The following is an 18,067-nucleotide window of genomic DNA, read 5'->3' as shown; positions in this document are numbered from 1 at the left end:
CGGATGAACATGACCACCCTGCCCCCGCAGACCACCATCAACGGCGTCCAGTTCAACGCCACCCCCGGCCAGCGCCCCGTGCGGGTCGATGGCTGCGTCACCATCCCCGAGCTGTTCCAGAAACGCTGTGCCGCCCTGGGCGACCGCACCGCGCATCGGGAAAAGGATCTGGGCATCTGGAAATCCTATTCCTGGGCCGTCTACTGGCAGCACGCCAAATGGATCGGGCTGGCGCTGCGCAAGCTGGGACTGCAACGCGGCGAGGTCGTCTCGATCCTGTCCGAGGACCGCAAGGAATGGGCCTGGTTCGATCTGGGCATCCAATGCGTCGGCGGCATCGCCTCGGGCGTCTACACCACCGACTCGGCCAGCCAGTTGAAGTACCTGATCAATGACAGCGATAGCCGCTTTCTGATCGTCGAAGACGAAGAGCAGCTGGACAAATTTCTGGACATAGAAGACGAGGTGCCCGGCCTGTTGAAGGTCATCATACTCGAAGACGAAGGCCTGCACGACTTGGCCCACCCCCGCTGCATGATGATCGAGGATCTCTATGCCCTCGGCCGCGCGGCCGAGCGCGAAGAACCGGGCCGGTTCGAAGCCGAAATCGCACTGGCCACGCCGCAGGACACGGCGCTGCTGATCTATACCTCGGGCACCACCGGCATGCCCAAGGGTGCGATGCTGAGCAACGAAAACATCATGGCCGCGATCGAATGCGGCGCACGCTGCCTGCCCGCGCTGGAAACGGACGAGCAGCTTTGCTTTTTGCCGCTGTGTCATATCCTTGAGCGCGACGTGTCGATCTATTTCCCGCTGGCCTCGAAATGTACGGTAAACTTCGCCGAAAGCCCCGAGACGGTCTTTGCCAACCTGCAGGAAGTGTCGCCCTCGACCTTTACCGCCGTCCCGCGCGTGTGGGAGAAGATCTATTCGCAGGTGCTGATCATGGCGCAAGAGGCCACCCCGGCTGGGCGCGCCGCCTTTGGCATGGCGCTGAAGGCCGGGATGAAACGGGCCGAGTACATCCTGCAGGGCAAACCGGTGCCGCCGGCGGTGGCCGCGAATTTCTGGCTGTGGGACCGGCTGGTGCTGCGCAACCTGCGCCGGATGCTAGGCATGGACCGGCTGCGGCGCGGCGGGTCCGGTGCGGCCCCGATCTCGCCCGAGCTGCTGAAATGGTACTGGGCCATCGGCGTGCCGCTGGTCGAGGGCTTCGGCATGACCGAGACCTCGGGCATCGCCACGCTGAACACGCCCGAGGCCAACCACATCGGTACCATCGGCAAGCCCGCACCGGGGATCGACCTGCGTATCTCGGACGAGGGCGAAATCCAGATCCGCGGCCTGAACGTGTTCCAGGGCTATTGGCGCAACAATGCCAAAACCGCCGAGACCTTCACCGCCGATGGCTGGCTGCGCACCGGCGATATGGGGCACGTGGACGCGGACGGCTATGTCACCATCACCGGCCGCCTCAAAGACATCATCATAACCGCCGGCGGAAAGAACATCACCCCGGCCGAGATCGAAAGCCGGCTGAAGTTCTCGCATTACATCTCGGACGCAGTGATCATCGGCGACCGCCGCAAGTACCTGACGGCGCTGGTGATGATCGATCAGGAAAACGTCGAGAAGTTCGCGCAGGACCGCAAGGTGCCGTTTTCGAACTTCGCCTCGCTCTGCGCTGCAGCCGAGGTGCGCGAACTGATCGGTGCCGAAGTGGCGGCGGTGAACAAGGAATTCGCGCGGGTCGAGCAGATCAAGGATTTCCGCCTGATCGACGTGCTGCTGACCGCCGAAGATGACGAACTGACCGCGACGATGAAACTGAAACGCAGCCTGGTGGAAAAGAAACACGCGCATCTCATTGAAGACATGTACAAATAGAACAGGGATCAATCCTAAGGGAGGAAGACACATGACCAAAGCAATCAGACGGCTGGCGGCAGCAACCGCCCTGTCCGCCCTGGCCTCGATGGGCTGGGCCGAAACGCAAGGCGTGACCGACGATGAAATCGTCATCGGCTCGGTCAACGACCTCAGCGGCATTTTCGCCGCTGTCGGGGTTCCGGCCACCAAGGGCGCGAACGTGGTGTTCGACCGGGTCAATGCAAATGGCGGCGTGCATGGCCGCAAGATCCGCTATGTGGTCGAGGACAACGGATACCAGATGCCGCGCGCGATGCAGGGCTACAACAAGCTGCTGAACCGCGACAAGGTGTTTGCCATGCTGCAATCGCTGGGCACGCCGATGAACCTGGCCGGGTTCAAACTGCTGGATCCCAAAGGCATCCCCAACGTCGCCCCCCTGTCGGCCGCGCGGCAGATGCTGCAGGAGCCGATGAAGAACAAGTTCACCTCGTTTTCCAGCTATTACGACCAGGCGCGCGTGGGCGTGAAATATCTGGCGCAGGAATTCGGTGGCGACAAGGTCTGCACGATGTATCTGCCGACTGATTTCGGCAAGGAAATCCTGGAAGGCAGCCAGGAGGGCGCCAAGGAAGCCGGCATTACCTTTGCCGCGGAAACCACTCATAAACCTGACGAAACCGATTTCGTGGGCTCGCTCAGCAAGCTGAAGGAAGAAGGCTGCGACATCGTCACAATCGCCTTGGGCGTGCGGCAGGCCATCACCGTGGTCGGCACCGCCAAGAAGATGGGCCTGACCGACATGAAATTCCTGGGCACCTCGGCCAGCTTCCTGACCGTGGTGGCACAGGTGCCGGGTGGAGTGACCGACGGCTTCTACGCCGCCGCCTCGTGGCAGGACTTGTGGGCCCGCGCGGATGAACCTGCCCCCAAGGCCTTCATCGAGGAATACAAGGCCGCCACCGGCGAAGACCCGGTGGGCTTTTCGATGCTGGGCTATGCCGCGGCCGAAATGATGGTCAAGGCGCTGGAGGCGGCAGGCCCCGACCTGACCCAGGAAAGCTTTATCGCGGCAATGGAGACGCTGGACTATCAGGATGAACTGGTCGGCAACCACATGACATTTGGCCCCGATGACCATCAGGGCGCCGATACGGTCTACGTCAACGTGGTGGAAAACGGCGCGTGGAAAATGGTCTACGAAGAGTAAGGCCGGAGAAAATCAACGAAAAAAGGGCTCGCGGTTGCGAGCCCTTTGCATTTGAAAAACTCGGTAGCGATTATCGCTTCGAGAACTGGAACGAACGGCGGGCTTTGCGCTTGCCGTATTTCTTGCGTTCCACAACGCGGCTGTCGCGGGTCAGGAAGCCCGCGGCTTTCAGGGCACCGCGCAGGCTGGGATCGTACAGCTGCAGCGCTTTCGAGATGCCGTGCTTGACCGCACCGGCCTGACCGGTCAGGCCACCGCCCTTGACGGTTGCCACAACGTCGAATTCACCTTCGACACCGGCAACCTGGAACGGCTGGCGCAGGATCAGCTGCAGAACGGGGCGTGCGAAATACACGTCCTGGTCCTTGCCGTTCACGGTGACCTTGCCGGAACCCGGCTTGATCCAAACGCGGGCAACAGCGTCTTTACGCTTGCCGGTTGCATAGGAGCGACCCAGTTCGTCACGCACGGGCTCGCGCACAACAACTTCTTCGGCCACGGTTTCAACGCCTGCGACGGCGCTCAGCTCTTCGAGAGTATTGATCTGATCAGCCATCGGTCATTAGCTCCGGGTGTTTTTCTTGTTCATGGATTTGACATCCAGAACTTCGGGGGCCTGAGCTTCGTGCGGGTGCTCGGCACCGGCATAGATGCGCAGGTTGGTCATCTGCTGACGCGACAGACGGTTGCCCGGCAGCATGCGCTTGACGGCCTGAAAGACCACACGCTCGGGATGCGCGCCTTCCAGGATCTGCTGTTTGGTGCGCGATTTGATGCCGCCCGGGTGGCCAGTGTGCCAGTAGAAGTGCTCGTCGCGCTTCTTGCCGGTCATCTGGATCTTGTCGGCGTTGATGACGATGACGTTGTCGCCCATGTCCATGTTCGGGGTGAACGACGGCTTGTGCTTGCCACGCAGGCGCATGGCGACGATCGAGGCAAGACGGCCCAGAACAACGCCCTCGGCGTCGATCAGGATCCACTTCTTGTCGATGTCTGCAGGAGTTGCAGAGAAGGTTTTCATGTCAGGACAATCCTGTTTGATGTGAAAGACCGCCCCAAAGGCGGAGCGGCCCGAATTCGATGAATGGGTATTTAGATGGCTCGAAAGTGCACGTCAAGAACGGTAACGTCCAATTTAAGTTTAAAAAACAGCAGCTTAAAAAATAGGTATCTATTTACCCCAAATCAAACACTGATTTGTTCGGGCGGATTGTCCAGCAAGGCGCGCAGACGCAACATGGCGGATTCGAACTGCTTAAGCGAGACATGCCCGTTCATCGCAATGCGCACGGCATTTGGCGCCCTTCCATCCCTCAGCGCGAATTCATCTGCCGATCGGAGTTGAATGCCCTCACGCTCGGCAGCCCTGCTGAAAGCTGCAGCACGCCAGCCGGACGGCAGGCTCAGCCAGACAAAGGGAATGTCGGGGTCCCAGTTCAGATTGAAGCCACCCAGTGCATTGACGGCAACCCGTACATATTCACCCATCTTCGCGCGAACATCCCGCGCCATTTGCCGGGACTGAGGGTGACTGAGGAGCAAGCGGGTCAATTCGGCCAATGGCTGCGCCAACCCGAAATACCCGTATTCCGCCGATCGGCGCAGGTCTCCGCTGCGTTCGCGCGGAGCGATAGCGAACCCCACGCGCAACGCAGGGGTGAGGGTCTTGGAAATCGACGATACGTGCCAGCCCCGTTCAGGTGCAAGAGCCCTGTAGCTGGGTGCGCGCGCCTCGCCCATACGATAGCAATCGTCTTCGATGATTTGCAGATCGTGGCGGCGGGCGATCTCGATCACCTCGTTGCGGCGCTCAAGAGGCGAATGCCCGCCGGTCGGATTCTGAACTTCGGGCGACACGCAGATCGCCTGGGCCCGAGTTTGACGAAGGATGTAGTCCAGTGCGTCCGGGCTGATACCCCATTTGTCCATTTTCACACCGACAACTTCGGCGCGCATCAACTCACCGGCGCGACGGAATCCCGCATAAGAGAGGTCCTCGACCAGAACAACGGGTTTCGGATCGCGCAGAACGGTCTGGAACACAACGCACAGTCCGCTTTGCCCGCCATGCGTAAGAACGATGTCATCGGCGTTCAAAGCACCCAGCGGCAAGTCGGAGAGCCAATCTACGACCGCCTCGCGCACAGGTAGGTAAGCGTCGCGGGTGGGATAGTTCATGAACATCTTCGGATCCCCCTGGGCCACCTTGGCAAGGCATGACCGTATCAGGGATACCTGTCCGACATCTGGCAGTCGCGGGCTGAACAGGCTGACATTGGCGTCATACTTGTCGTCCCGAAGATGAAGCTGCCGTGACCAGACATCGTCCAGCAATGGCATTTTCGGTGGTGCCACGAATGTACCACGCCCGACCTCGGCTTGCAGCAACCCCTCCTCGGTCAGAATGGAATAAGCCCGGGCGACCGTTCCCGGTGTGATTTGCAGTCTATACGCCAGTTCCCGCACCGGAGGAAGTTTCATCCCGACTTCCAGCTGCTTGTTTTCGATGGCTTTTCGAATTGTATCGGCGACCAGTGTGTACTTTGGTCCCTTGGATTTTGGCAGGTCTGTCGGCCAAATTGTATCCATTACAATTCTTCCTTTGCGTTCAGTACAATCCTGAATGTATCACAACAATGTACCGAACATTTATGCTTTGTGTCAATACAATTTGAAAGGATACTTACCATGACACGCGCAATGCACACCCCCGCCCTCTTGCTGCTGAACGACAGCCCCCGGCTGCCTCTGATCGCTGCGCTGGCCGTGCGTTTTGCGGCGACTGTCACCCAATGGGAACGCCGGCGCCGCAGTCGCGTCAACCTGAGCAGGCTGGACGACCGTCTGCTGAAGGATGTCGGACTGACGCGCTTTGAGGCTGACCGCGAAGCACGCCGCCAATTCTGGCTTGGCTAGAATATCCCCAGTCCCAATTACGGGACCTCTTCCTGCGCCGGGGCTTGTCCCCGGCATTTTTTTATCCGAACGCAGCTGCGGCGGACCCGGCAGGTGGCAGCGAGTAGGTCATGCTGGCGCGCGCCACCGGCGCCTCCTGCCCTTCCGAGTACATCAGGACGTCACCAACAGCCAGCGTACGCCCCAGTTTCAGCAACCTGCACTCGGCAATCATGTCGGCCCCACCGGCAGGTTTGCGCAGAAAATCCATGGAACTGCTGGTGGTCACCGCCAGCGATTGCTGGCCCTTTCGCGCCAGAACCATCGAATAGACGCAGACATCGGCCAGGGCGAACATCGAAGGCCCGGACACGGTTCCGCCCGGACGCAGATGCCGATCTTCGACAACGAGGCGCATGCGGATCGAGTCGTCGGTCAGATCCATGACGACGAAATCCTTGTGCACCTGCGGGAAGACCTGCGCCAGATATTCCGTCAGCTCTTTCTTGTTCATTGCCAATGACATGCTTCCCCTCCTCGATTTGCCGACCTAGAGTTGGCCCCACAGCCGGCAGGAGGGCAAGATGGCAATTTTGGAACGTAACGACACGGGCGCGATCGCTCATCTGAAAATGAATACGCCCGAGCGGCTGAATGCGCTGAGCGACGAAATGCTGGAGGCGCTGCAATCTGAACTGGATACCCTGCGCGATGATCGTACGATCCGCGCCGTGATACTGTCTGGGGCAGGCAAGGCGTTTTGTGCCGGTCACGACCTCAAGCAGATGACCGCAGGCCGGCAGGCCGAAGATGGCGGCAAGGCCTACTTCACCGATCTGTTCAATCGCTGCGCCCGAATGATGATGTCGATCCAATCCCTGCCCCAACCGGTGATCGCGCAGGTCCATGGCATTGCAACGGCCGCCGGCTGCCAACTGGTGGCGACCTGCGATCTGGCCGTGGCAGCCGAAGGAACGCGATTCGGCGTCAATGGCGTGAATATTGGTCTCTTCTGCTCGACGCCGATGGTGGCGCTGAGCCGCAACATTCCGCGCAAACTGGCGTTTGAGATGCTGACCACCGGTGATTTCATACCAGCGGAGCGGGCCGCCGAGCTGGGCCTGGTCAATCGTGTCGTTCCGGAAACGCTGCTGGAACATGAAACCCTGTCGTTGGCCGAGCAGTTGGCCTCCAAACTGGGCGCGGCGGTAAAGATCGGGAAACAGGCGTTTTATCAGCAGCTTCAGATGCCTTTGGATCAGGCATATGCCTATACCGGCGGCGTAATGGCTGAAAATATGCTGCACCGGGATACCGAGGAAGGTATTTCCGCATTTATCGAAAAACGCTCACCAAATTGGACCCAATGACGCAATTGTTATGGCTAAAATTATCGACTGTTCGCATTTTTGCACTTTTCAAAAGGGCATCTGTGTGGCAAAGCTGAGACAGGGCTGAGGCCCTCACTATCTTTTGGGTCGCCGTGGGCGGAAGGTCCCTCCAAGCTGGTTTCTCTCACCGGCGCAGACATTCCCGCAGCGGCGACCCCAAGACTTCCCAATAAAATCATAGCGTTGCTGCCTTGTCGGCGGCAGTTTTCGTTGGCCGTTGCACGCGCGGGCCACCTGCCCTATTTGGACGCACATGACACAGAAATTGCATATCGTTGGCGGCGGAATGGCCGGATCCGAGGCCGCATGGCAGGCTGCCGAAATGGGCGTGGACGTCGTGATTCACGAAATGCGCCCCAAAGTGGGCACTTTTGCGCATCAAACCGGCAACCTTGGCGAGATGGTCTGCTCCAACTCGTTCCGGTCTGATGATGACGAGCAGAACGCCGTTGGTTTGCTGCACTGGGAAATGCGCGCGGCCAATGGGTTGATCATGACCACGGCAGACGCCCACCGACTTCCTGCGGGCGGTGCTCTTGCCGTAGACCGTGAACCCTTTGCCGAAACGGTGACCGCCAAGCTGAAGGCGCACCCACGCGTCACCGTCACCGGTGAGGAGGTCACTACGCTTCCGGACGATGGGCATTGGATATTTGCCACCGGTCCGCTGACCTCGCCAGCGTTGGGCGCAGCGATCCAGCGCGAGACCGGAGCCGAAGCGCTGGCCTTTTTCGACGCGATTGCCCCGATCGTCTACGCTGACACGATCGATATGAGCAAGGCGTGGATGCAGTCGCGCTATGACAAGGGTGAGACCGAGGAAGAGCGTACTGCCTATCTGAACTGCCCGATGGACCGTGACCAGTACGAGGCCTTCATCGACGCGCTGCTGGCCGCTGACAAGACCGAGTTCCACGAAGGTGAAACCGCCGGCTATTTTGATGGCTGCCTGCCGATCGAGGTCATGGCCGAACGGGGCCGCGAGACCCTCCGCCACGGGCCCATGAAACCGGTGGGCCTAACCAATCCGCATCAGCCGGACGTAAAGCCCCATGCCGTGGTTCAACTGCGCCGCGACAACGCTTTGGGCACGCTGTTCAACATCGTTGGGTTCCAGACCAAGATGAAATACGGCGCCCAGACCGAGGTGTTCCGGATGATCCCGGGGCTCGAGAATGCCAGTTTTGCCCGTCTGGGCGGCATCCATCGCAACACCTTCATCAATTCGCCCACCTTGCTGGATGCGCAGATGCGCCTGAAATCCAAGCCAAACATCCGATTTGCCGGGCAAATCACCGGGGTTGAAGGATATGTCGAGAGCGCCGCGATGGGCCTGCTGGCAGGTCGTCTCGCGGCGGCAGAGATCCTTGGCGACTCCCTGCCCCCGGTTCCACAGGACAGCGCCATGGGCGCGCTGATCCACCACATCACCGGCGGCGCAGAGGCCAAGACCTTTCAGCCTATGAACGTGAATTTTGGTTTGTTCCGACCGGTCGACGGATTGAAAGGCGGACGGCGCGGCCGCAAGGATCGCTACAAAGCCTATACCGATCGCGCCAAGGAGGCATGGCAGCAGTGGCTGACGCAAAGCTGACTGGACGCGGACCGGGCCACGCGCCTAAACTGACGGCATGAGCGAGAAGTTCCTCAAAAACACATATGATCTGAACACGCCGCAGGAAACCCAGGCGCATTACCAGAAATGGGCGGCCTCTTACGAAGATGAGGTGGCCGAGCACGGGTATGCCACGCCGGGCCGCGTGGCCGAGGCGTTGTGGTCCAAGTTGCCGCAACCGGACACACCTATCCTTGACTATGGCTGCGGGACCGGGTTGTCCGGTGTCGCCTTGCACAAGGTCGGATACCGGGCAATCGACGGCGTCGATCCGACACCAGAGATGCTGAAAGGTGCTGCTGCCAAGGGCGTCTACCGCAACCTTGCTGCCATCGACATCACCGATCCCAACCCGTTGGAGACGGGGGCATACAAGGCAATCGCCGCGATCGGAGTGATCGGCGCCGGCGCCGCGCCGCCCCAGACATTCGACATGCTGATGAAAGTCTTGCCAAAGAGTGGCCTGCTGGCGTTCTCGTTCAACGACCATACATTGGACGACCCCGGCTATACCGGGCGCCTGAACGAATGGCTGGACATGGGAGCGGCGCGCCTTCTGTTTCGCGAACACGGACCGCACCTGCCAGGGCTAGACTTGAAATCTGACGTATATATCGTTGAAAAAACGTGAAATTCACCACAAGATTTGCCCCATCTCCAACCGGGCCATTGCATCTTGGTCATGCGTATTCTGCATTGCTGGCGTATGGCCTCGCTGCCCGAAACTCCGGCACGTTCCTGCTGCGGATCGAGGATATCGATCAGTCCCGGGCGCGTCGGCGTTGGGAGGATCAGATCTATGACGATCTGACGTGGTTGGGTTTGACGTGGCCTCGCCCTGTGTTGCGGCAATCCGATCGCATGCCGCTCTACCGGCAGGCCTTGAACCGGCTGTGGTCCCAAGGGCTGCTATATCCGTGCACCTGCAATCGCAAGGATATCGCGGCCGCCGCCAATGCGCCGCAGGAAGGGTATCCGCTGCACGGACCTGACGGCGTCATATATCCGGGAACATGCCGTGAAAAATGGACATATCAGGTGCAGTCCGCGATCCCGGAGGATGTGGCCCTGCGCCTCAATATGTCCGAAGCGCTGCGCCGGATCGCGAGGGACGCCACCGGGTTGAGGTTTCACGAGACCGGGTCCGCTCCGGATGGCGCGACTGGCTGGATAGAATTGTCGGACGAACAGATGCTGCACGGTGTCGGCGATGTCGTCCTCGCCCGACGGGGTATGGGCACGTCCTATCACCTGTCAGTCGTACTGGATGATGCCGCCCAGAACATCTCACATGTGGTTCGCGGTCAGGATCTGTTTGACGCAACCGGGATTCACGTGGTGCTGCAGCGCTTGTTGGGGCTGTGGACGCCCACCTATCACCACCACCGACTTATCCGGGACGACACCGGCAAACGGCTGGCCAAACGAGACGACGCCAGGGCGATTGCGAAATACCGGGCCGAAGGAGCGACGCCCGAAGATGTCCGCGCAATGGTCGGTCTTTAGGCCCGCTAGGCGCCCTCAGACCATCGGCGACATCAATTCGACCTCTTCCCCGTCCCGGACGGCTGTGTAGAAGCAGCTTCGGCGGTTTGTGTGGCAAGCGGGGCCGCTTTGTCGCACCAGAACTAACAGGCAATCCCGATCGCAATCGACGCGAAAATCCACCAACTCTTGTACGTGGCCCGAGCTTTCTCCCTTGACCCAGAAGGACTGGCGCGAGCGCGACCAATAGGTGACGCGCCGGGTTTCCAGCGTCTTTCGGATCGCCTCGGCGTTCATCCAGGCCATCATGAGAACCTCGCCGGTGCTCTCCTCTTGCGCGATGGCCGGGACCAACCCGGCCTCATTGAATTTGAGTGTCGACGGGTCGAACGTAGCAGAGCGCGACATCGCAAAAACCTTTTGCATCCCAGAACATGGCCACTATGTATGGGGAACAGCCACCGAGGGAAACCCATGTCCGGCGAAACCGACCTGATCAAGCTCTACTCCGGGCGCATTCTGGCGCTGGCGGCCGACATCCCGCACCTTCAGCGGTTGGACGATCCGGATGCGACCGTCAAGAAACGGTCGCCCTTGTGCGGCTCGACGGTTGCCGTGGACATCAAAGTGCGGGACGGCCGGATTACCGAGTTTGGTCAGGACGTGAAAGCCTGCGCACTGGGTCAGGCCGCAGCGGCAGTGGTCGGTGCATCGGTCATCGGGGCAACCCGCCCCCAAATCGAAACCGCGCGCGACCAGTTGGCGGCCATGCTCAAGAGTGACGGCCCCGCCCCGGATGCGCCGTTTGACGAGTTGGAAGTTCTGCGGCCCGCCCGCGATTACAAGAACCGGCACGCGTCGATCATGCTTGCGCTCGACGCAACCGCCGAGGCTTTCGAGAAGGCCGAACAAGCCAACTGCGCCTGAACATGGTCTTTTGAATCGAAGGCGGCTAACCTCCTGACCAATTTGACGGAGAAGCCAATTGAACAACCTTCTGGAACATTTTGTAACCTTGTGGGTCGTCATCGACCCGATCGGAACCATCCCGGTTTTCATTGCCGTCACTGCGGGTATCGAAGTCGCCGCGCGCCGGCGCACTGCCCTGCTGGCCGCACTGATCAGCGCCGGGATCCTTCTGTTCTTTCTGGTCTTTGGGCAATTGCTGATCGAGGCGCTGGATATCGGCCTCAACTCGTTTCAGGTCGCCGGCGGGATCATCCTGTTCCTGTTCGCGCTGACGATGATTTTTGGCGAAAGTAAACAGGAAATCGAACAGCGCCAGGCCGAAGAAGACATGGAAGACAAGTTGCACAGGCACAACCCGGCGATCTTCCCCTTGGCGGTCCCGTCACTGGCCTCACCCGGTGCGATGCTGGCCATCGTCATTTTGACCGACAACCACCGCTACAGCGTGGCAGACCAGGGCATTACTGCGCTGGTCATGCTGTCCGTACTGGCTTGCGCATTTGTGTTGATGCTGCTGGCCGAGCCGATCATCCGGCTGATCGGTCATTCGGGGGCGGCAATCATCAGCCGGGTCATGGGAATGATTCTGGCCTCGGTGGCCGTCAACTCGGTCCTGTCAGCCCTGCTTGAGATCTTCAAAACCGGTCAACTGTAAAAAAAACCGCCGCTCCTTCCGGGCGGAAAGGGCGGCGGCAGTCAATGCGTTTCTCGCGTGGGGTCCGGATTACCGCGTGGGGCCGAGGCACGGCCCCTTCAAGGGGTTTGGGACAGGCAGGTCACCCTTGACTGAAATGGGGATGACATACGCGGGTTGATCGGCACGAGATCGCAGGCAGAAAGGCTTAGAACCCGACGGGCAAGTGAAGCGCCACCATCAGCATGACTACCAGCGAAGCTGCGCCGGCTGCATCCTGCAAAAGCGTGGCTTGCGAACGGCTGAAAGCGCTTTTGATCTGGGTCAGCATGTTTCACCTCCGGTCGGGAATTAATCCTTTGTTGACCTTTTGTTCTCATATTTCCGGAGATCAGTAAAGAACTTTATGAGAACATTTGTGAACTTTTTGCGCGCAACCCGCTAACCCACTGAAATCAAACGGATGGCCTGATCCTGTTTCATCAACCAAAGAAGAACACGGGCGGCCTGACCTCGTTCGGAGGTTAATTTCGGATCCGAAGCCAGCAGCGCACGCGCGTCAGATTGGGCAACAGCCATAAGTCCAGCCTGCCGTTCCAAATCGGCAATCTGGAACCGGGGAAGACCGGATTGCGCGGTCCCGATCAGGTCACCTGCCCCACGCATCTCGAGGTCCGTTTCGGCAATTCTGAATCCATCTTCGGTTTCCCGCAAAACTTCCAGCCGCCTTCGACCCCCTTCGCTGAGCGGTGCTTGATACATCAATAGGCAGGTTGACGCGTCATGCCCGCGTCCGACCCGGCCGCGTAACTGGTGCAACTGGGCCAGCCCGAAGATTTCCGCCCGCTCAATGACCATTATCGTGGCGTTGGGGACGTTGACCCCCACCTCAATGACCGTCGTTGCAACCAAAACCTTGGTCCGCCCGTCCTGAAAGGCGGCCATTGCCGCATCTTTCTCGGCCGGGGGCATCTGTCCGTGCACAAGGCCGACGATTCCGTCACCCAGCTGGGCCCGCAAGTGTTTGAACCGTTCCTCGGCCGCGGTGAGGTCGGAGACCTCGGATTCGTCGACCAGCGGACAGACCCAATAACACTGCTTTCCGTCTTCGATCGCGCGGCGCAGATGATCGACCACCTCCTCCATGCGCGAAGTGCTGACAATCGCAGTTTTGACCGGTTTGCGTCCCGGCGGTTTCTCATCCAGGACCGAGACGTCCATATCCCCATATTGTGCAAGCGCAAGGCTGCGTGGGATCGGTGTGGCTGTCATGACCAGAACATCGGCCCCCTGTCCCTTCTCAGAGAGCTCCATCCGCTGGCGGACACCGAACCTGTGCTGTTCGTCGACAATCGCCAGACGCAAGTCATGGAATGCCACATCGTTCTGGAAAACCGCGTGAGTGCCTACCAGAATTTGGATGTCACCCGCCTTGAGCGCGGCCAGCTTCGCCTTGCGCTCGGACCCCTTGTCCCGTCCCGTCAGGATTTCGAGAACCACGCCGGCGTCCTCGGCCAGGGGGCGAAGGCCCTCCAGATGCTGGCGCGCGAGGATCTCGGTCGGAGCCATCATGACACCCTGAGCACCGGCCTCTACCGCAACCAGAAGCGCCATGAACGCAACCAGTGTCTTGCCGGATCCGACGTCCCCCTGCAGCAGGCGGTTCATTCGGGTCGGAGCACCCATGTCCTCGGTTATCTCGCGTATGGCACGCAACTGCGCCCCAGTGGGTTTGTACGGAAGCGCATCCAGTACACGGGTCTGCAACGCCCCGGTCGCGACACTTACGGTTCCACGAGTTTTGCGTTCTCGCAGTCGGGCCAGAGCCAGAGTCAGTTGATGGGCGAACAGTTCGTCATAGGCCAGACGTTCGCGCGCGGGAGCAAACGCTGCCACGTCATCGGCACCTTGCGGTGTGTGAGCCGCCCGGACTGCATCGGCCCAGGTCGGCCAGCTCTGGCGGGCAACCTGTGCAGGATCCGCCCATTCCGCCAAATCTGGCAGGCGTGCCAGCGCGCTTTGCGCCGCCTTGTAGGCCGTCTTTTGGGTGACACCTTGGGTAAGGTGATAGACCGGTTCAAACTCGGGGATGCTGTTCGCCTGTTCGACCGGCAGAATGTGGTCCGGGTGAACCATTTGCGCTGTACCGTCAAACAGTTCGAGCTTGCCGGACACCACCCGTCTCGCCCCCTCAGGCAGGACCTTTTTCAGGTAGTCGGCCCGGGCGTGAAAGAAGACCAGCTGGAAATCGGTCTGACTGTCCTGCACGAAAATCCGATAGGCTCCGCCCCTGTTGTGCGGCGGGCGGTGGGCGCCGACGGTGACTTCCACCGTGAGTGTTTTGGGCAGATCGACGCCCCGGATCGTATCACGCCGCCGCCGGTCAACCACTGCATATGGCAATGCAAACAGCAGATCGCGTGGCGTTTCCAGCCCGGTCTGCGCCAGCAGGCGTGCGGTCTTGGGACCGATACCATCCAGCCTCTCGAGCCCTGCAAAAAGCGGGAACAGTTGCTCTGGACGGCCGCTCATGCGTCCCCGATCAACTGCAGCCAGCTGTCTTCATCCAAGGTTTCGATCCCCAGCTCTGCCGCCTTCTTGGCCTTGGAACCTGCGCCGGGGCCGGCCACCAGATAGTCCGTTTTTGCGCTGACTGAGCCAGCCACTTTGGCCCCCAAGGCTTCCGCGCGGGCCTTTGCTTCGGCCCGGGTCATTTTTTCGAGCGTACCCGTAAAGACAACCGTTTTTCCCGCGACTGGGCTGCCCGATGTATCCGGCCGTTTGGCCTCTTGTACGTTCAGTTGGGCGACCAGCGCATCGATGCTTTGGCGCTCTGCGTCCTGAGCAAATGTCGAAACCAGGGTCCGGGCCATGACTTCACCGACGCCGTCGATATTCAGCAGTTCATCCCATTCGGGTCCGCTGAATTGGCTGGCAGCCGTGACAGCCTGCTCGAACGCGTCCCACGTGCCGTAGTGATTGGCGATCAGGTTCGAGGCGGCTTCACCAAGGTGTCGAATACCCAGCGCAAACAGAAGGCGGCCCAGCGGAATTGTCCGCTTTTCCTCGATCGCGGCAAAGAGTTTTGCGGCGCTCTGACTGCCCCAGCCTTTTCGGTTGGCCAGCTTGTTCAGATTTGCAGCGTCCCGCTTTTGCAATGTGAAAATGTCTGCCGGCGTACGGATCGGCAGGTCCGGGTCGTTGTAGAACATTTCGATCTGCTTGGCCCCCAACCCATCGATGTCAAACGCCTTGCGGGAAACGAAGTGCTTCAGTTTCTCGACCGCTTGCGCCGGGCAGATCACCCCTCCGGTACAGCGCCGCACCGAGTCGCCTTCCTCGCGGATCGCGTCACTGCCGCATTCCGGACATTTCGCCGGAAACTCAAACGGGACAGCTTGTTCCGGCCGTTTGCTCAGGTCGACGTCGGCTATTTTTGGGATCACATCGCCTGCGCGGTACACCTGCACCCAATCACCGACCCGAATATCCTTGCCTCCGCGGATCTGCTCGCCTTTCGAATCCCGACCGGCGATGTAGTCTTCGTTGTGCAAGGTTGCATTGGACACGACCACACCGCCAACCGTCACCGGGTGCAGCCGCGCAACCGGGCTAAGCGCGCCGGTGCGGCCAACTTGAATGTCAATCGCCTCAAGCCGGGTCCAGGCGAGTTCGGCAGGAAATTTATGAGCGATCGCCCATCTTGGTGTGGTCGAGCGAAACCCAAGACGGGCCTGCAACGACAAATCGTTCACTTTGTAGACGACGCCGTCGATGTCATAGCCAAGCGTAGAGCGCTGCTCTTCGATTGCGCGGTAGTGCTCCAGCATTTGCGCGGTCGAGCTGCAAACGGCAGTCAGGTCGTTGGTGGAAAAGCCAAAGGACTTCAATCGTTCCAACGCAGACGACTGGGTGGTTCCCAACGGCTCGGACAGTTCGCCCCAGGCATAGGCGAAGAACCGCAGGGGCCTTGCGCGCGTAACTTCTGGGTCAAGCTGGCGTAGCGAACCCGCGGCCGCATTTCTCGGATTCGCAAACAACTTCGCCCCCGCCTCTGCCTGCTTGGCATTCAGCTTCTCGAAATCGTCATGAGACATATAGACTTCGCCGCGAACCTCCAGGATCCCGGGCGCGTCGGCGATCTTTTGAGGGATATCTGAAACGGTCAACGCATTGGGCGTGACGTTTTCGCCAACTTCCCCATCGCCCCGTGTTGCCGCCTGCACCAGTTCGCCGTCCACATAACGCAAGGACAGCGACAAACCGTCGATCTTTGGTTCGGCCGTGAATTCGAGGGGCGCCTCCTCGCTCAGCCCAAGATAGTTTCGAACGGACCGAACGAAGTCTGCTACATTCTCATCGTCGAATGCGTTGCCAAGCGACATCATGCGCACCGCATGGGTCACTTTGCCGAAACCGTCCACCGGCCGCGCACCAACCTGATCGCTGGGGCTGTCGGTGCGCTTTAGCTGCGGAAACCGCGACTCGATTTCGAGATTCCGTAGTTTCAGGGCATCGTATTCGGCATCCGAGATCTCGGGCGCGTCCTGACCGTGATACAGGTCGTTGGCCCGCTGCAGGAGTTCCGCAAGTCGTGCCAACTCCTCTCGAGCCTGGTTCTCGGTCAGATCTTCTACTGCAATCGAATTGCTCATGGCCTCGCCCTGTCACATCGTCTTGGACCCCAGTGATAGGGCGAGGTCATGGTCAGGTCCAGATGTGCCGAGCCGTGAGTGCGAATGCCACCCTGGACCGCGGTGGCAGATGGGTCAGGTTTTCAGGCGCCGACGGCCAAGCGGGTGTTTTCCACCGTGTCCGTCTGGAAATCGCGCAATACATATCCTCGGCCCCACACCGTTTCGATGTAGTTCTCGCCGCCCGTGGCGTTGCTGAGCTTTTTGCGCAGCTTGCAGATGAAAACGTCGATGATCTTGAGTTCCGGCTCGTCCATGCCGCCGTAAAGGTGGTTGAGGAACATCTCCTTGGTCAGGGTCGAGCCCTTGCGCAGGCTCAGAAGCTCCAGCATCTGGTATTCCTTGCCGGTCAGATGCACCGCCTGATTGTCGACCTCGACCGTCTTGGCATCCAGATTGACCGCGATTCTTCCGGTTCGGATAATCGATTGCGAATGGCCTTTGGATCGGCGGATGATCGCATGGATCCGCGCCACCAACTCCTCGCGGTGGAACGGTTTGGTCAGGTAGTCGTCGGCCCCGAAACCGAAGCCCTTGATCTTGCTTTCGGTGTCGTCGGCTCCGGACAGGATCAGGATCGGCGTTTCAACCCTTGCAATACGCAACTGACGCAGGACTTCATGTCCGTTCATATCCGGCAGGTTCAGGTCAAGCAGGATCAGATCGTAGTCATACAGCTTGGCCAGATCTATGCCTTCTTCGCCCAGGTCCGTCGCATACACGTTCAGGTTGGCATGCGTCAGCATCAGCTCGATGCTTTTTGACGTGGTCGGATCATCCTCGACAAGAAGAATTCGCATTGCACTGCTCCAATTCAGCTCAACTATTCCAGTTCGGGTTAACCCTGATCACAAATGGTTAATCTGACGTTACCGTTGAGTCATTTATTCGCTTTCGCCTTTAGGTTGTCTATATTTTTTTAGCGCCGTCACTTTCAAGGCCTCGATTCCGTGTTCGGCAACCGCAGACACCCATGTGTTGAACTCTTCGTCACTCAGGCCGTATCGTTTCTTGGCGTCCGACAAGGAGATCAGTCCATAAAGCACGCCTCGAACGACAATGGCCTTTCTTGATGCGACCCAGCGTTTCGTATCCGCAGGCGGCAAGTCCGCTCGGGACAAAACAGACCCATCCGGCAGGGTAACTGACCTTGGTCCCTCAACTTTGTGCAAATACATCTTTCGACCCTTTTTCTGGTGCCACAAAGCTGACGGCAGTCTACTTAATGCGGGGTGAAACCGCCCCTTGAGAGTGCGTAGAATTTTCCTATATTCTGCCGGTCTTTCTTAACCCGGACTGGAA

19 protein-coding genes are annotated in these 18,067 nt (G+C 59.6%); 9 read left to right on the top strand and 10 right to left on the bottom strand.

The genetic code is table 11. From position 1 onward, the window contains the following. Positions 1-3 precede the first annotated feature (3 nt). Both ACR0MM_RS02415 and ACR0MM_RS02410 read left to right on the top strand, forming a co-directional pair. Positions 4-1,890, top strand: coding sequence for an AMP-dependent synthetase/ligase (locus ACR0MM_RS02415; protein ID WP_170338653.1), 1,887 nt, complete (start codon positions 4-6; stop codon positions 1,888-1,890). 31 nt (positions 1,891-1,921) lie between these two features. Next, complete coding sequence (locus ACR0MM_RS02410; RefSeq protein ID WP_170371073.1) at positions 1,922-3,082, top strand: ABC transporter substrate-binding protein; 1,161 nt, start codon at positions 1,922-1,924, stop codon at positions 3,080-3,082. A gap of 70 nt (positions 3,083-3,152) precedes the next feature. On the opposite strand, the gene rpsI is transcribed toward ACR0MM_RS02410, so the two are convergent. From rpsI to ACR0MM_RS02395, 3 genes are all read right to left on the bottom strand, one after another. Further along, positions 3,153-3,638 carry a 30S ribosomal protein S9 gene (gene rpsI, locus ACR0MM_RS02405; RefSeq protein WP_005983014.1) on the bottom strand — a complete coding sequence of 162 codons (486 nt, stop codon included), beginning with the start codon at positions 3,636-3,638 and terminating at the stop codon, positions 3,153-3,155. A 6-nt stretch (positions 3,639-3,644) separates the two neighbouring features. Beyond that, entirely contained in the window at positions 3,645-4,103 is a 459-nt protein-coding gene (gene rplM / locus ACR0MM_RS02400; protein WP_170339225.1) for a 50S ribosomal protein L13, read from the bottom strand. A 164-nt stretch (positions 4,104-4,267) separates the two neighbouring features. Continuing rightward, positions 4,268-5,671 (bottom strand): aminotransferase-like domain-containing protein, encoded by a 1,404-nt coding sequence (locus tag ACR0MM_RS02395; protein ID WP_480694199.1) that lies wholly within the window; start codon positions 5,669-5,671, stop codon positions 4,268-4,270. A 99-nt stretch (positions 5,672-5,770) separates the two neighbouring features. Between ACR0MM_RS02395 and ACR0MM_RS02390 the strand changes: the two genes are divergently transcribed. Further along, positions 5,771-5,998 carry a DUF1127 domain-containing protein gene (locus tag ACR0MM_RS02390; RefSeq protein ID WP_093962029.1) on the top strand — a complete coding sequence of 76 codons (228 nt, stop codon included), beginning with the start codon at positions 5,771-5,773 and terminating at the stop codon, positions 5,996-5,998. Positions 5,999-6,059: 61 nt separating this feature from the next. Here the strand turns inward: ACR0MM_RS02390 and ACR0MM_RS02385 are convergent, their stop codons facing one another. Then, entirely contained in the window at positions 6,060-6,503 is a 444-nt protein-coding gene (locus tag ACR0MM_RS02385) for a PaaI family thioesterase (protein ID WP_480694197.1), read from the bottom strand. A gap of 58 nt (positions 6,504-6,561) precedes the next feature. Here ACR0MM_RS02385 and ACR0MM_RS02380 point away from each other — a divergent pair, with 58 nt between their 5' ends. The 4 genes from ACR0MM_RS02380 (at position 6,562) to gluQRS (ending at position 10,489) form a co-directional block, all read left to right on the top strand. Next, on the top strand, positions 6,562-7,347 hold the full coding sequence (locus ACR0MM_RS02380; protein WP_170363488.1) for an enoyl-CoA hydratase: 786 nt from the start codon (positions 6,562-6,564) through the stop codon (positions 7,345-7,347). A gap of 274 nt (positions 7,348-7,621) precedes the next feature. Next, positions 7,622-8,962, top strand: coding sequence for a methylenetetrahydrofolate--tRNA-(uracil(54)-C(5))-methyltransferase (FADH(2)-oxidizing) TrmFO (gene trmFO, locus ACR0MM_RS02375; RefSeq protein WP_170367087.1), 1,341 nt, complete (start codon positions 7,622-7,624; stop codon positions 8,960-8,962). A 37-nt stretch (positions 8,963-8,999) separates the two neighbouring features. Beyond that, a complete protein-coding gene (locus ACR0MM_RS02370) occupies positions 9,000-9,614 on the top strand; it encodes a class I SAM-dependent DNA methyltransferase (RefSeq protein WP_170338662.1) in 615 nt (204 codons plus the stop codon). Next, on the top strand, positions 9,611-10,489 hold the full coding sequence (gene gluQRS, locus ACR0MM_RS02365; RefSeq protein ID WP_480694195.1) for a tRNA glutamyl-Q(34) synthetase GluQRS: 879 nt from the start codon (positions 9,611-9,613) through the stop codon (positions 10,487-10,489). Before ACR0MM_RS02370 ends, gluQRS begins: the two co-directional genes overlap by 4 nt. A gap of 15 nt (positions 10,490-10,504) precedes the next feature. On the opposite strand, the gene hisI is transcribed toward gluQRS, so the two are convergent. Then, positions 10,505-10,894 (bottom strand): phosphoribosyl-AMP cyclohydrolase, encoded by a 390-nt coding sequence (gene hisI, locus ACR0MM_RS02360; protein WP_480694193.1) that lies wholly within the window; start codon positions 10,892-10,894, stop codon positions 10,505-10,507. A 48-nt stretch (positions 10,895-10,942) separates the two neighbouring features. On the opposite strand from hisI, the gene ACR0MM_RS02355 reads away from it, so the two are divergent. Next, a complete protein-coding gene (locus tag ACR0MM_RS02355; protein ID WP_170418937.1) occupies positions 10,943-11,395 on the top strand; it encodes an iron-sulfur cluster assembly scaffold protein in 453 nt (150 codons plus the stop codon). Between the two features lie 58 nt (positions 11,396-11,453). Continuing rightward, the gene (locus tag ACR0MM_RS02350; protein WP_480694191.1) at positions 11,454-12,092 is read left to right on the top strand and encodes a MarC family protein; all 639 of its coding nucleotides are present in this window, start codon (positions 11,454-11,456) and stop codon (positions 12,090-12,092) included. A gap of 187 nt (positions 12,093-12,279) precedes the next feature. Here the strand turns inward: ACR0MM_RS02350 and ACR0MM_RS02345 are convergent, their stop codons facing one another. From ACR0MM_RS02345 to sciP, 5 genes are all read right to left on the bottom strand, one after another. Further along, the gene (locus ACR0MM_RS02345; RefSeq protein ID WP_480694189.1) at positions 12,280-12,402 is read right to left on the bottom strand and encodes a hypothetical protein; all 123 of its coding nucleotides are present in this window, start codon (positions 12,400-12,402) and stop codon (positions 12,280-12,282) included. A gap of 110 nt (positions 12,403-12,512) precedes the next feature. Next, positions 12,513-14,603, bottom strand: a complete 2,091-nt coding sequence (gene recG, locus ACR0MM_RS02340; protein WP_170371084.1) for an ATP-dependent DNA helicase RecG — start codon at positions 14,601-14,603, stop codon at positions 12,513-12,515. Beyond that, positions 14,600-16,726 (bottom strand): NAD-dependent DNA ligase LigA, encoded by a 2,127-nt coding sequence (gene ligA / locus ACR0MM_RS02335; RefSeq protein WP_480694187.1) that lies wholly within the window; start codon positions 16,724-16,726, stop codon positions 14,600-14,602. The genes recG and ligA overlap by 4 nt, the downstream gene beginning before the upstream one ends. 122 nt (positions 16,727-16,848) lie before the next feature. Next, the gene (gene ctrA / locus ACR0MM_RS02330) at positions 16,849-17,565 is read right to left on the bottom strand and encodes a response regulator transcription factor CtrA (protein ID WP_480694185.1); all 717 of its coding nucleotides are present in this window, start codon (positions 17,563-17,565) and stop codon (positions 16,849-16,851) included. 84 nt (positions 17,566-17,649) lie between these two features. After that, positions 17,650-17,943 (bottom strand): CtrA inhibitor SciP, encoded by a 294-nt coding sequence (gene sciP / locus ACR0MM_RS02325; RefSeq protein WP_170338674.1) that lies wholly within the window; start codon positions 17,941-17,943, stop codon positions 17,650-17,652. Between the last annotated feature and the right edge of the window lie 124 nt (positions 17,944-18,067).

The sequence above is a fragment of the Ruegeria sp. BC6 genome, from assembly GCF_056539185.1.
This window is presented reverse-complemented; position numbering and strand designations above follow the sequence as displayed.

What these genes read in the sequence shown, in the direction of transcription:
- ACR0MM_RS02415 (WP_170338653.1), top strand. Translation starts at nt 4, where the DNA reads ATGAACATGACCACCCTGCCCCCGCAGACCACCATCAACGGCGTCCAG.
- ACR0MM_RS02410 (WP_170371073.1), top strand. Translation starts at nt 1,922, where the DNA reads ATGACCAAAGCAATCAGACGGCTGGCGGCAGCAACCGCCCTGTCCGCC.
- rpsI (WP_005983014.1), bottom strand. Translation starts at nt 3,638, where the DNA reads ATGGCTGATCAGATCAATACTCTCGAAGAGCTGAGCGCCGTCGCAGGC.
- rplM (WP_170339225.1), bottom strand. Translation starts at nt 4,103, where the DNA reads ATGAAAACCTTCTCTGCAACTCCTGCAGACATCGACAAGAAGTGGATC.
- ACR0MM_RS02395 (WP_480694199.1), bottom strand. Translation starts at nt 5,671, where the DNA reads ATGGATACAATTTGGCCGACAGACCTGCCAAAATCCAAGGGACCAAAG.
- ACR0MM_RS02390 (WP_093962029.1), top strand. Translation starts at nt 5,771, where the DNA reads ATGACACGCGCAATGCACACCCCCGCCCTCTTGCTGCTGAACGACAGC.
- ACR0MM_RS02385 (WP_480694197.1), bottom strand. Translation starts at nt 6,503, where the DNA reads ATGTCATTGGCAATGAACAAGAAAGAGCTGACGGAATATCTGGCGCAG.
- ACR0MM_RS02380 (WP_170363488.1), top strand. Translation starts at nt 6,562, where the DNA reads ATGGCAATTTTGGAACGTAACGACACGGGCGCGATCGCTCATCTGAAA.
- trmFO (WP_170367087.1), top strand. Translation starts at nt 7,622, where the DNA reads ATGACACAGAAATTGCATATCGTTGGCGGCGGAATGGCCGGATCCGAG.
- ACR0MM_RS02370 (WP_170338662.1), top strand. Translation starts at nt 9,000, where the DNA reads ATGAGCGAGAAGTTCCTCAAAAACACATATGATCTGAACACGCCGCAG.
- hisI (WP_480694193.1), bottom strand. Translation starts at nt 10,894, where the DNA reads ATGCAAAAGGTTTTTGCGATGTCGCGCTCTGCTACGTTCGACCCGTCG.
- ACR0MM_RS02355 (WP_170418937.1), top strand. Translation starts at nt 10,943, where the DNA reads ATGTCCGGCGAAACCGACCTGATCAAGCTCTACTCCGGGCGCATTCTG.
- ACR0MM_RS02345 (WP_480694189.1), bottom strand. Translation starts at nt 12,402, where the DNA reads ATGCTGACCCAGATCAAAAGCGCTTTCAGCCGTTCGCAAGCCACGCTT.
- recG (WP_170371084.1), bottom strand. Translation starts at nt 14,603, where the DNA reads ATGAGCGGCCGTCCAGAGCAACTGTTCCCGCTTTTTGCAGGGCTCGAG.
- ligA (WP_480694187.1), bottom strand. Translation starts at nt 16,726, where the DNA reads ATGAGCAATTCGATTGCAGTAGAAGATCTGACCGAGAACCAGGCTCGA.
- ctrA (WP_480694185.1), bottom strand. Translation starts at nt 17,565, where the DNA reads ATGCGAATTCTTCTTGTCGAGGATGATCCGACCACGTCAAAAAGCATC.
- sciP (WP_170338674.1), bottom strand. Translation starts at nt 17,943, where the DNA reads ATGTATTTGCACAAAGTTGAGGGACCAAGGTCAGTTACCCTGCCGGAT.